The following is a 12,995-nucleotide window of genomic DNA, read 5'->3' as shown; positions in this document are numbered from 1 at the left end:
GGCCCACTTGCAAGAGGCCGGATACATTTGTGCAGACTGCATCGTCCTCATTAAACGACCTTGCACGGGCCAGGAGATCCTTGAGCGCCGCATTATCCAGCATGGCGTCAGCCAGCAAGCGCTTCAGCTTCGTGTTCTCGTCCTCAAGCGACCGCAGCCGCTTAGCCTCCGAGACATCCATCCCGCCGAATTTAGCTTTCCACTTGTAGATACTGGCGTCGCTGACGCCATGCTTGCGGCAGAGATCGGCGACCGAGATCCCAGCCTCGTGCTCCTTCAAAATCCCGATGATCTGCTCTTCCGAGAAGCGATTGCGCTTCATGCTCTGGTCCTTGTCTTGGGCCAGAACGAACTTCAAACTGGATTAAGCCCGCGGGGCAAGGTCAAAGGGACCGGACCAGCCTCAGTAGAAGGAGGAAGCGTTCCCCTGCGTCCGAGCCGGTCGAACTCGGCCGCCCCTTCTTCGGGCCCGCTGTCCCGCAACGCCCGCTTGTGGCATCGACCTGACTTTCAGAAGGTTCGCCGCGCTTTCGCGGCTGAGACAATCCGTACGAGCGCTCGAACCGCTGCCGTCAGAGTACAACATCGTAGAAGATCGTACTTTAGCGTACAAAGTCGTTGCCATGTTGGTGGCGATACGACTCGAATCCCGACCCGAACATTCTGGTTTTGGTTCTGCATCAACGGTATCTTTCTGCGACAGACAGAACAGATCGTCCGTTTTGCCCGCTGCAATAGCCCCGCACGTCCGAACAATCCTTGCACCGCATGTAACGCTCCAACTCGTGGATCGGCGTCGTCTTCGTTCGTCGCACGAGTGCGCTCACACCGTCTAATGGGACGTAAGCTCTGACAGATTACGACGCGCGCAAGCAGGAGCCAGCGTGCAGCTTTAAACGTTTATGGGCGTCGATCGATCTGGAAGGTGATCGACATGGATCGAACCGAGCGCTTCTTTGCCGGAATGACTGTCGTGGGCACGATCTGCCTCTCCGCCGCGTTTACGATGTGGATGCTCGTTTGAGCCGCCACTCATGCGCCAACGGAGGCGCCCTATTTCGGTGGCTGCCATCTTGGCAAGGTCAGCCACTCGGTTATCTGAGACGTGAATTCGTTCTGCCGGGCCTTCCTAAGCAGACTGTCTCGTTTGTCCTGGCGGAAATGACCCGGCTTCATCACGTAGCTGTTGAGCTTCTAGGTCAAGCCGAGCCCCACACTTCCGAGATCGCCGCGGCGTTTGCCGCGTCCCGGAAAGCGGAACTCCCTATGGTGTTACCCATGCGCATTTCGCAATTGTGCAGCGGGGCGCTGGGACCTAACTCCTAAAACATCCTGAGAGACAACAATTCGCCTCCGAGGCGCGTGTGGTTGGAGTTTTTGAGATTGAGAGCTTCCGCAGCTGAATTGGACTTCGGGGCGCGAGGCGTAGGCGGATTCAAACAAAGTTCGAGTTGGCCGCCCTATGACGCTCGAAATGCGATGCGGCGGATCGTTCGAGGAGGCCGCAGTGACGCTTCCCGGCGAAATTGGTAACCGACTTCTGGCAGCACTACCGGCGGCGGACCTCGATCTGCTGGCGCCCGAGCTAGAGATGGTAGCGCTCGATCGGGATGCGGTCGTCTCGCAGGCGGGTGACCAGACCGAGCACGTCCTCTTTCCTCATAGTGGCGCCATTTCTGTGATGATCGACATGGCCAACGGACAGACGGTCGCCAGCGCCGCAATAGGGCGCGAGGGAGCAGTAGGCACTCTTTCCGTGCTAGGGCCGTCCCCTTCGGCCGTTACCGCCGTCGTTCGTGCCGCGGGCATCGCCTCGCGGATCCCCTCATCGCGATTCCACGCCGCTTTTAGCCGAAGCCCCGCGATCCGCCACGCAGTCCAGATTCATTTCAAAGCGATGCTGATACAGCTACAAATCGGCGGCGCCTGCAATGCGCTGCATCCGGCCCAAGCCCGCATGGCACGCTGGCTGCTCCATCTTCGCGACCGTGCCGACCACGACGTCCTCGCACTCACCCAAGAGGCGCTTTCGCAAATACTGGGTGTGCGACGAACGACAGTGACGCTCCTGATGCGCAACCTGCGCGCTTCCGGAGCGATCAGATCTGAACGGCGAGGAGAAATCGAGATTGACCCATTGCGGCTCGCAGCGGTGGCGTGCGAATGCCACGATACCATGCGTCTCGAAATCGAGGGGATCTTCTCTATGAATGCAGCCCGGTCTCGCGCTTTGGTTCTGCCGACGTAGTAACTGAAACGGGGGGATGCCGCAAACCACCGCGCCTTTCGGCGTGATAGCCCGTTATCCCGGACATGGACGATGTGGCCAATGTGCAACGGGCGCCTAGCTTCTCCACGGCAATGTCCGCAACCGAACAATCCCGCTCATGAGGTACGCGTACTATCGGCGCGCCATGTACTGGAGGCCTGTGGATGACCTTTTCAAACGAAAGATCAGACCTTATTGTCTCTTTGGGAAAGCGTGCGGCGACAGGTGTTGGCTGATCGCGCAAATGGCGGACGCTCCCGCGTTGTTGGCGACAATCTGCGCACCTATGCTGAATCGCTCCGTTCGGAAATGGATCGGCGGGAGCTCAAGTACGCCTCAATCAGTTCAACTGAATGAAGCCGAGGGTGCCTTTGGGGCACACAAACGATGAGAGACATGCAAGAGCAGCTGGAGAACCTCCTCAAAGACGCAGCCGACTGCAAATCGATCAGCGATCTGGCCACCGACCTGCAAAAGCGAGAGTTGTTCGCGAGGCTTGCCGATCATCTGAGCGTGTTGGCTTCCGAGGTCGAGCGTGCAATTGCTGCGACAGCCTTTGGCACCAAATTGGAGCGATAAGAGGATATGGCCCGACACCGATGATTGGGAATCAGCATGCGATGAGCGGAGGAGGACATGACTGCGGAGCGGCCTCGCGTGCGAGTGTGCAATCGCGCGCTCGCCTGGCCACTAGTCGGAAGGCCTATCTGCGCGTGCAAGGCAATCAGCTAACTTCGATCGTCAGCTGCGACCGCGGGTAGGCGTACAGCCCTGACCTTGCAGGATATCCCCGGCCAGCGCGCTTTATTACGAAGGCTGCGTCATGCTCATTCGCTATAGGACCTGCGTTGCCCTGTTTCGGCAGCCTCATTCGAGGCCAAGCAACGCCGCGCCCGCTCGATCTGGGCGCCGGTGGCCCCGTGGTTACGGGCATACATCTCAGCCAGGGCCGCCGAATACTTAGCAACGTAGTATTTGACCTCTGAGCAAGAAATCCGCTCTCCCGGTCTGTGCTGGCGCGCAGCATAGGCTTCAGAGCTAAGCGTCATCAGAAACAAGGCAGCAGCGCCAATCGCACGCGTGACAGTCATTGTCATCCCCCGCAGCTACTAGGTTCGTTGCAGAGAGCAGGCCTGAATCGTCCCGATCGCGCAAATTAACAGTGGTGCGCTGGTGCAACGTGTTGTGGACTGTTGCTTTCATGCCCCAGCTTCGTGAGCACCGGCCCGCCTATGCTGGCGAACCCCGTACAAATCCAGGCTCGTCGACACAGATGTGCGACAATTGACGTCCCCATGTAAGCTGCATTGCGCAACGGGACAGGCCGCTCTGATCATCTCAGGAACCCAAGGGCGCGACACGCCGGCCGGCGCCGCTGTTAACGGGCACAAACCTCTCCCGCGCCGCCTGGGGAGGACCTCACGATGCCGACCAGCAATTCAACCCTCTGCGCGGATGACCACCGGTACGATCATCCTCTCTCGCTCCAGTCCATCATGGGCAAGCCTGAGCTACTTTCAGGAAGTGTCCTCGGACGTCGTACTATCTCACAAACGTTCGAACCAACGAACCAACGACACAGCCGCATAAGTGCAAATCAGGACCTGCAACTATCTCAAACTGCTATTTGAGGCTGTGGCCTGCACGGTCGACGGATCGGCCGATCCGCGCACAACATGAGAACCGAAACGCCAGCGGCGAAGCCAATCGACCCCGCGGGATGTAAAGGGCGCTGTCAGCGGCTGGCGCGCCTACATCCGATAGCTCTGAATTCTGAATGATGGTGACATTAACCACGGATTGTTACCACTGAGTAGGATGAAGGCCGGCGACCGAAATCAAAGGCGGTGCGCGTCCGCTTTATGAGCCAATCAGCTCGTGGGCCGCACCGCACAGCAATCCGCTGCCCAGACCACACCTGAGCCGCAGAAGCCGTTCGCATTCGAGCGTCCGGACGGCCAGCAGAAGTTGTGGCGACGCATCGGGCAGCATATTTCGAGTTCGATACACCGCTGAATTCGCCCGCCGGCTCGCGCGCGATCACGGTTGATGTCCGGCTAGCGCCGCTTCGGCTTTCTCGCCGTCATCTGCCTGGCGCCGCAGCTTACGCTGGGCAGAACCCCGCTTTTATGGCAGTGTCGATGTGGCCACAGAGCGCAACACAGTACCTCCTCACCTGACATTGGTCACGCGGAGGCTTCGGGGTTGAACCCAGTGTTTTGGGTTGATGCGCATGGACAGCAGGTTCCAAGTGCTATGGGAGGACGATGACCGCATCTTTTGTCGGCCATTGCGTCCGGCTTCCGATGGCGCATGCAGAACTGTATTAGCGGTACTTCCCAAGGCGAAACACGCTTCGTCCGGCCTCCTCGATCGTCTTGATCACGAGTTTGCGCTGAAAGACCAATTAGATGAGACCTGGGCAATGCGGCCGCTCGGGCTGGAGTGCGATGGTGACCGTCCAGTGCTGCTGCTTGAGGATCCTGGTGGCCAGCCGCTCGAACAGTTGCTTGGTGCGCCCATGGACATCGGACGCTTTTTGCAGCTCGCGATCGGCATCGCCGCAGCCCTGAACAAGGTGCACCAACGCGGCCTCGTCCACAAGGACGTGAAGCCGGCGCATATTATGGTGAACTGCGAGGACGAACGGGTCCGGTTCACCGGGTTCGGTATCGCCTCGCGCCTCGCCCGCGAGCGACGCGCCCCTGGGCCGCCGGAATTCATCGTGGGCACGCTGCCCTACATGGCGCCCGAACAGACCGGATGGATGAACCGCTCGATCGATTTCCGCAGTGACCTCTATTCACTTGGCGTTACGCTCTATCAGATGCTGACCGGCGCGTTGCCGTTCTCAGCGGCACATTCCATGGAGTGGGTGCATTGCCACATTGCGCGAAAGCCGGTGGCGCCCGGCGAGCGGGTAAGCACTGTACCGGCTGCAATCTCGACCATAGTCCTCAAGCTGCTCGCCAAATCCGCCGAGCAACGCTACCAGAGCGCTTCAGGCCTCGAACATGATCTACGCCGCTGCCTGATCGAATGGGAAACCGGAGGCCGCGTCGAAGAGTTTGCGCTCGCACAATACGACACGCCCGACCGACTGCGGATCCCTGAGAAGCTCTACGGACGGGACCGCGAGATTGAAGCCATGCTGGCCGCCTTTGACCGGATGATCAAGAGCGGCGCGCCGGAATTGATGCTGGTTACCGGCTATTCCGGCGTTGGTAAATCCTCGGTAGTCAATGAGCTCCATCGTCGCCTTGTTCCGTCCCACGGGCTGTTCGCATCAGGCAAGTTCGACCAATACAAACGCGATATTCCCTATTCAACGGTAGTGGAGGCTTTTCAGAGCCTCGTGCGGTTCCTTCTGAGCAAGAACGAAGCCGAGCTGACGCACTGGCGCCAAGCGCTTCATGGTGCGCTGGGCGCCAATGGACGACTCGTTACCGACCTGATCCCTGAATTGCGGCTGATCGTCGGAGAGCAGCCACCCGTCCCTGAGCTCCCCCCGCAGCAAGCACAGAACCGCTTCCGTCTCGTGCTCCGGCGCTTCATAGGGGTATTCGCACAGTCCGAGCATCCATTGGCGTTGTTCCTCGACGATCTCCAGTGGGTCGATGCCGCCACCCTCGATCTGGTTGAGGACCTTTTAACCCGCTCCGATCTGCAATACCTGATGCTCATCGGCGCCTTTCGCGACAACGAGGTCACTGTCGCTCATCCATTGTGGTACAGGCTTGAAGCCATAAAGAGTGCTGGCGCTAACGTGCAGCAGATCATTCTAGCGCCGCTTGCCAGCTCACACATTTCGCGTTTGATTTCCGATGCTCTTCGCTGCAATTCGAAGCGTGCCGCGCCACTCGCGAAGTTGATTCACGATAAGACGGCCGGCAACCCATTCTTTGTGATTCAATTCCTTCAGGCGCTTGCCGAAGAGGGATTGGTCCGCTTCGATCATGACGCACGGTTCTGGTGCTGGGATCTCGCTCGCATTCGCGTCAAGGGCCACACCGACAATGTCGTGGATCTGATGATCGCAAAGCTGACCCGCCTGCCTGCCGAGACGCAGATCACGCTGCAGCGGCTGGCCTGTCTCGGCAACGTCGCCGACACGAGGACAATTTCGATCGTCCTCGGTCGCTCCGAGCAGCGGGTACACGCGGATCTGTGGGAGGCCATTCGCCAGGAATTGGTCGAGCACCAGCCAGGAGTGTATCGGTTTGTCCACGATCGAGTGCACGAAGCCGCCTACTCGCTGATTGCTGATGATCAACGCGCGGCGCTGCATTTGCGAATCGGTCGGGAGCTACTGGCGCAGACCCCCCGGGAGAAGTGGGAGAAGGCTATTTTCGAGATCGTCAACCAGCTCAACCGTGGCGAGTCCTTGATCACCTCGCGAGACGAACGCGAGCAACTCGCAGAGCTTAATCTGACAGCCAGCCTGCGCGCGTGGGGGGCGGCGGCCTACGCGGCATCGCTCAACTATGCCGCTGCCGGTGCCGCATTGTTACCAGACGACTGCTGGGAACAACGCCAGCAGCTTGCCTTTGCGTTCGAGTTGCATCGCGCCGAATGCGAGTTCGTGACTGGCTCGGTCCTGGAGGCAGAACAGCGCTTACAGGAGCTGACGACGCGAACCGCGACCGCCGCCGACCTTGCTGTCGTCGCGCGCCGCCGGGTGGATCTGTATACGGCGCTCAGTGAGCCGGACCGCGCGGTTAGCACCGGTCTCAGCTATCTGGAACAACTCGGGATTCGATGGGTAGTCCACCCAAGCGATGATGACGTCCGACGCGAATACGAGCACGTCCGATCTCGGCTCGCGAATCGGTCGGTCGAGGAGCTATTGGATCTGCCGCTAATGAGTGATGCACTCGCACTAGCGACCATAGATCTTTTGACGGCGCTCATGCCGCCGGCGTTTTTCACTGATGCGAACCTTCGCTCACTGGTGGCCCTAAAAGCGGTGGAGATCAGCCTCGAGTGGGGGAACAACGATGCTTCATGCGTTCCTTACGTCATGTTCGGCGCCATTGCCGGCGCGCGCTTCGGCGACTATCAGGCGGGCCTTCGATTCAGCCGTATCGGCACTGAGCTGGTCGAGCGGTGCGGATTTTCGCGCGTGCACGCCAGGACCTACCTGAACTATGGCAACCTTGTCCTTTCATGGACCAAGCAGCTCCAGCATGCCCGAGACGCCTTTCAGCGGGCATTTGAGGCCGCGAGCAGCAGTGGCGATGTCACGTTCGCGGCCTTCAGTTGCGCCAGCTTGAATACGAATTTCCTTGCGGCGGGCGATGCGCTTGCAGAAGCGCAGCGCGAAGCCGAGCACGGGTTGCAGTTGAGCAAGAAGGCGAAGTTTGCGTTGGTGGCCCACATCATAATGCCGCAGGTTGGGCTAATCCGTATGCTGCGCGGCCTGACGCGGCGTTTCGGCGCTCTGCACGACGACCCGTCGGACGAGCTTCGGTTCGAACGGCGTTTGGCCGCCGATCCGGCATTCGCGCTGCCCGAGAGCTGGTATTGGATCCGCAAGCTGCAAGCGTGCTTCTTTGCCGGCGACTATTCGGCGGCCGTCGACGCCGCATCGAAGGCACGGAGACTGCCGTGGTCACCACCGCAGCTACTCGAGACGGTGGAATACGAGTTCTATGCAGCGCTATCGCACGCTGCATGCCGGAATTCGGCACACCCCGAACAACGTCAAGGGCACCTTGAGGCCCTGACTGGGCACCACACGCAGCTCGATTTGTGGGCACAGAATTGCCCGGAGAATTTCGCGGACCGCGCTATTCTAACCGGCGCCGAGATCGCCCGTCTCCAAGGCAGAGAACTGGACGCGGAGCGTCTCTATGAACAAGCCATCCGCTCCGCTCGCGACAACGGCTTCGTCCACCACGAGGCGCTCGCTTATGAATTGGCCGCGCGGTTTTACGGCGAGCGTGGTTTCGAAGAATTTTCTGGCATCTATTTGCGGAGAGCGCGCGACTGCTATGTTCGTTGGGGGGCAGACGGCAAAGTGCGGCAACTTGAGGATATGCATCCGCACCTCAAGGAGGCGAGATCAGAGCCAGGCCCGATGAGCACGATTGGAGCGCCGGTCGAGCATCTCGACCTCGCCACTGTCATCAAGGTGTCGGAAGCGGTGTCAGGTGAGATGGTTCTGGAGACGCTTATCGAGACGCTCATGCGCACTGCCATCGAACAAGCAGGGGCTGAACGCGGTCTGCTGATCCTGTCGCACGACACCGAGCCACGCATCGAAGCGGAAGCCACCACAACCGGCGATAAAGTTACTGTTGAAATGCGCAATACAGCGGTGACCGCGGATCTCCTTCCCGAATCCGTTCTCCATTACGTACTGCGAACCAGAGAGTGCGCGGTTCTCGAGGATGCCACGGTCCAGCCTCCCTTCGCCACGGACCCCTACGTTAATCAGCGCAACGCTCGTTCCATTCTCTGCATGCCCCTGATCAACCGTGCGAAAGTTATCGGCGTGCTTTACCTCGAGAACACACTGACGCCCTACGTTGTTGCACCGGCGCGAATTGCGGTGCTGAAGCTGCTCGCCTCACAGGCAGCAATCGCGCTGGAAAATGCGGCTTTGTACCGCGATCTCGGAGAACGGGAAGCGAAAATCCGACGCCTTGTCGATGCCAACATCATCGGAATCATCATCTGGGAGCTTGAAGGTTCGATTCTGGAGGCCAACGATGCGTTTCTCAGCATCGTGGGATACGACCGTGAGGATCTCGTTTCGGGCCGCCTGCGCTGGACTGACCTGACGCCGCCTGAATGGCTCGACCGCCACGAGCGATGGTGGATCCCGGAACTAAAAAAGATGGGTAGCGTGCAGCCGTTCGAGAAAGAGTATTTCCGCAAGGACGGAAGCCGCGTGTCGGTGTTGATCGGCATGGCTGCGTTCGACGAACAACGAGACCAGGGCGTCTCCTTTGTCGTTGACCTGACGGAGCGCAAACGATCGGAAGTGGCTCTGCAGGAGAGCGAGGAGCGTTTCCGGACTCTCGTACAGTTCTCTTTCGACGTGTACTGGGAATCCGATGCGCGGCATTGTTTCATTCGCCAGGAATTCGCCGAAGGCATGGTCGACGCACCCGCGTCGGGCTCTGAACTTGGTAAGACGCGCTGGGAAGTGCCCTACTTGGAGCCCGACGAGGAGGCTTGGCGCAAGCATCGGGAGACGCTCGATGCCCACCTGCCGTTCCGCGATTTCGAGCTCGCGCGCCCTACGCCCGATGGCGGCAAGCGCTACGTGTCCGTCTCCGGGCTACCGGTGCTCGACAAGTCCGGGCACTTCATCGGTTATCGCGGCGTTGGACGGCACATCACCGAACAGAAGCGGGCCGCAGAGGCGCTGCGCGAGATACAGAAGGAGCTTGCGCACGCTAACCGCCTCGCCACCATGGGCGAACTCACGGCCTCGATCGCGCATGAAGTGAGCCAGCCGATTGCCGCGGCATCCATGAATGCTGGTGCGGCCGCGCGATTCCTGGCCAGAAATCCGCCGGATCTTGAGAGGGTCAGGGAATCACTGGACTGGCTTATGAACGATACCGCTCGGGCCAGCGACATCATCCAACGAATTCGCGATCTCGTAAAAAAAGCACCGCCCCGGAAGGATCGCTTGGACATCAATGAGGCGATCAGGGACGTTATTGAGCTTACCCGCGGCGAAGCGATGAAGAACGGCATCTCAGTGCAGACGGAATTTGCAGACAGCTTACCGCTTGTCGAGGGCGACCGCGTCCAATTGCAACAAGTGGTTCTCAACCTGATTATCAACGCTGTCCAGGCAATCGGCACGGTCGTGAATGGAGCCAAGAAAGTGCTGATCACCACCGCGCAGGGTGCACCGGACGGTGTTCTCGTCGAGGTGAAGGACTCGGGACCGGGGATGAGCTCTGAAACCTTCGAGCACGCCTTCGCCCCCTTCTACACGACGAAGCCCAGCGGTTTGGGGGTGGGACTGTCGATCTGTCGTTCGATTATCGAAGCGCATGCCGGACGCTTGTGGGTGACGCGCAACCAGCCCCACGGCGCAATTTTTCACTTCACCGTACCAGCCCACCCTGCCGACGCTTCTTGATTATGGCCGGATTGCTGGTTCCAACTTCGAGCACGCACCTCGCGCTTTGCGATCGAGAAGATCAAGTCGATCACAGCCCTGCCGATCCCGGCTGCCGCGGCGGGGATTAAATCACCATGCTGTCGCAGAACGGTCGAGGGATCACGAGGCGACTGGGCAAAACAGGTTGTGCGTTTTGCGCGCCTCAGCATCCTATTCTACGACGAGCGCGTAATCTGTGCCGTTTAATCTGCACACCGTATCGCATTGCGCGAAGATGCAGAAACAAAGGAAAAGCATAAGTCGCACTGCTATCCGGGGCACGATACGCAAAAAACGTCGCACGAGATCCGCCTTGTTCTCGTCGACCCCATCCGTAATTTAATTGAATACGAACAGTTTTGATATCGTTGGCGCACCGGGGCTCGAACCGGGGATCCGCTGATCCAACATCGCCGCTCGTTCTCATCGCTCTGTTCGCGCTCGTCACGTCAACCACTGCGGCAATCGAGCCTATGGCCGACTCGGTGCCCGTAAGCCGTGCCTCAGGGGACCTTGATCACTGGCAATGGGTCGATTTCCGCTCCTCCGAATTGCGCCGGCGAAACAGGGCGCGGTTGGGCGTGATTGATGCGATAGACCAGCGTGTCGATCTTGGCAGCGGACTTGTTGCTGAGCAACGTCAGGCCGCCCCGCAGCGAGCCCTGAACCGCTCGCGCCAGTGCATCACTTCGTCCTAAGTGCATCCGCCTTCCACTAGATCGAGCATGGAAAGGCCATAGATCACGAGGAGGTAAGGATTAGTGGCCGCTCGCACACGGCTTCGATGGCAAACCACATCGATTCGGGGCACGCCCCCCAATCATCCTCACGCTGATTGGCGCGCGGCGCTGCAAATTGGTTGATCCGGTAACCCTAGGGCCCATTACGGCGCACACAGAGGAGATTGGCGCCCTGCGCGTCGGGCGCCCCTTGACACCCGTGTCAGTCGCCGGCGTTGCACGGCGCACCACATGGCGCGCGGTCGTAGGCGGCGCGGCCGTTGGCGCGGCCGCGGTTGGCACGGCATGTCTCCGCGTTCTGGTTAACGGTCGCTACGGCTGCCGCTGATAGCTGTCGGTTCTAGCTTCTGAAGAGCGCATCCTGCGGGATGAGGCTCATGCAGGATGTGCTGTTCAGGTTTCAGGGGCGCTAGCGACAGGGGCCAAGGCGCGACAGAGCAGAGATCGAGAGCTCCAGCGTCGCCAGCATCGCGAGCATGTCGCGTTGTCCTGCTCCAGGGCGGCGGGGGCAGAACATCTTGACGCTCTTTGATCTCTGGCCGAGCCGAAAGGCATGAAGCTCGAGGCCGAGTGATCCATAAAGGTCGAACGAAAATTGCGAGCAAGAAGGAACGACGCGGCCACGGAGGGCTTCTGCTCCTCGTTCAAGACCGAATAGACAGTGAGCAAGATCTATTGCACTGCGAACACCGATATTCGCGCCAATGCGTCCCCACCGGCAAAGCCTTCGCGGCGATATAGGCCCCATGCGGCTTAAATCTGGCAGCGTGATGGATTAGTTGCGCGCCTGGCCTCCGAATTCATAAGCTCGTCTAGCCCTTTGGCGGCAATACGCAGCAGCGCGCTCAATTAATCGAGCCGTCCACGTTTCGCCGGGCGACGATCCTGTCCTCGGTCCGCGACGCAACCACCCGGTTGATGGGCGACGCTGCGGTAAGATTTGGACCGATCTCCACGCTGGCATGGCAATGTGAAAGCGCAACCGGTCGGGAGGCAAGATTGTGGATGTGATGCCGGTCTGCGGGCCTGAGCGAGGGTTGTCTCTAGCACTAAGTTAAATGCTCCGCCACGATGAGTTCGAAGACGACGATCATCGCCACGACGATCCTCGATCGCCAGATCAATGTAGTGCTCGTGCTTCCGCGGCAAGTCATGAGATCTGACCGATAGCTATCTACAGACCGTCGCTAGAGCAGGTGGACAAGGGCAAGCCAGCACGGATGCGAATCCCTGCCTCGTGGCAAGCGCCGGAGCCAGGGGCTTGGACGGCTTAGCCGGTTCGTATTTTTGGTTAGTCTCAGCAGCCGCGATCGAGTGACCCGAGACTGAAATGGTCGGCACCGGGTCAAACAGGAAAGTGACAGGCAATCGGACGTTTTTCCGTCTGCTCGCTAGGAGCGGACACGATGGCGCTGGCCCGGCAGGTTGGCTCCGGCCAAAAGCTGCCCCCGCCAAATGCAATTTTTGTCCCTTTCCGGCTCCGGAGGGCACCCCATATCGGGGTCGAGATCCTGATGCTAGATTTCCTTCGTCATCCCGGACAGGAGGACGACATGCCTGATAGCGTCTACAAGGTCATTGAACTGATCGGTACCAGCAACGACTCGTCGGAGAAGGCCGCCGCGAATGGGGTCAAGCAAGCTGCAAAATCTCTCCGAGATCTTCGCATTGCAGAGGTCGTCAAGCTGGATATGCAGCTCGATGACAAGGGAAAGATCGAGGCCTATCGCGCCAAGCTCAACGTATCGTTCAAGTTCGAGGGCTCCTGAGCCTCAGCACCTCGCCCCATGCAGGGCGAGGAGGACTCATTGGAAAAGGCGCGTTGCCCGGTTCGCCTAGCCGGACACTGTGGCCCGGT

General features: G+C 59.6%; 7 protein-coding genes. 4 read left to right on the top strand and 3 right to left on the bottom strand.

Annotated elements, in window-relative coordinates; genetic code table 11:
* A partial coding sequence (locus IVB13_RS09480; RefSeq protein WP_247488587.1) for a transposase occupies nucleotides 1-322 on the bottom strand: 322 nt, incomplete at its 3' end.
* Between the two features lie 1,185 nt (nucleotides 323-1,507).
* On the opposite strand from IVB13_RS09480, the gene IVB13_RS09475 reads away from it, so the two are divergent.
* The gene (locus IVB13_RS09475; RefSeq protein ID WP_247455168.1) at nucleotides 1,508-2,248 is read left to right on the top strand and encodes a Crp/Fnr family transcriptional regulator; all 741 of its coding nucleotides are present in this window, start codon (nucleotides 1,508-1,510) and stop codon (nucleotides 2,246-2,248) included.
* A gap of 408 nt (nucleotides 2,249-2,656) precedes the next feature.
* Nucleotides 2,657-2,848, top strand: coding sequence for a hypothetical protein (locus IVB13_RS09470; protein ID WP_026233663.1), 192 nt, complete (start codon nucleotides 2,657-2,659; stop codon nucleotides 2,846-2,848).
* A gap of 248 nt (nucleotides 2,849-3,096) precedes the next feature.
* Here IVB13_RS09470 and IVB13_RS09465 read toward each other — a convergent pair whose 3' ends face one another.
* Complete coding sequence (locus IVB13_RS09465; protein WP_007592736.1) at nucleotides 3,097-3,360, bottom strand: hypothetical protein; 264 nt, start codon at nucleotides 3,358-3,360, stop codon at nucleotides 3,097-3,099.
* A gap of 1,136 nt (nucleotides 3,361-4,496) precedes the next feature.
* On the opposite strand from IVB13_RS09465, the gene IVB13_RS09460 reads away from it, so the two are divergent.
* Nucleotides 4,497-10,376: an AAA family ATPase gene (locus IVB13_RS09460; RefSeq protein WP_247488585.1), complete on the top strand. Its 5,880-nt coding sequence runs from the start codon at nucleotides 4,497-4,499 to the stop codon at nucleotides 10,374-10,376.
* 524 nt (nucleotides 10,377-10,900) lie between these two features.
* Here the strand turns inward: IVB13_RS09460 and IVB13_RS09455 are convergent.
* The gene (locus IVB13_RS09455; protein WP_247488583.1) at nucleotides 10,901-11,101 is read right to left on the bottom strand and encodes a hypothetical protein; all 201 of its coding nucleotides are present in this window, start codon (nucleotides 11,099-11,101) and stop codon (nucleotides 10,901-10,903) included.
* 1,442 nt (nucleotides 11,102-12,543) lie between these two features.
* On the opposite strand from IVB13_RS09455, the gene IVB13_RS09450 reads away from it, so the two are divergent.
* Nucleotides 12,544-12,906 carry a dodecin family protein gene (locus IVB13_RS09450; protein WP_247488581.1) on the top strand — a complete coding sequence of 121 codons (363 nt, stop codon included), beginning with the start codon at nucleotides 12,544-12,546 and terminating at the stop codon, nucleotides 12,904-12,906.
* The last annotated feature ends 89 nt before the right edge of the window (nucleotides 12,907-12,995 follow it).

Source organism: Bradyrhizobium sp. 17 (genome assembly GCF_023073515.1).
Lineage (GTDB): Bacteria > Pseudomonadota > Alphaproteobacteria > Rhizobiales > Xanthobacteraceae > Bradyrhizobium > Bradyrhizobium canariense_D.
This window is presented reverse-complemented; position numbering and strand designations above follow the sequence as displayed.

Excerpts from the sequence above, each read along its gene's own strand:
- IVB13_RS09470 (WP_026233663.1), top strand. The coding sequence starts at position 2,657 with ATGAGAGACATGCAAGAGCAGCTGGAGAACCTCCTCAAAGACGCAGCC.
- IVB13_RS09465 (WP_007592736.1), bottom strand. The coding sequence starts at position 3,360 with ATGACTGTCACGCGTGCGATTGGCGCTGCTGCCTTGTTTCTGATGACG.
- IVB13_RS09460 (WP_247488585.1), top strand. The coding sequence starts at position 4,497 with ATGCGCATGGACAGCAGGTTCCAAGTGCTATGGGAGGACGATGACCGC.
- IVB13_RS09455 (WP_247488583.1), bottom strand. The coding sequence starts at position 11,101 with ATGCACTTAGGACGAAGTGATGCACTGGCGCGAGCGGTTCAGGGCTCG.
- IVB13_RS09450 (WP_247488581.1), top strand. The coding sequence starts at position 12,544 with ATGGCGCTGGCCCGGCAGGTTGGCTCCGGCCAAAAGCTGCCCCCGCCA.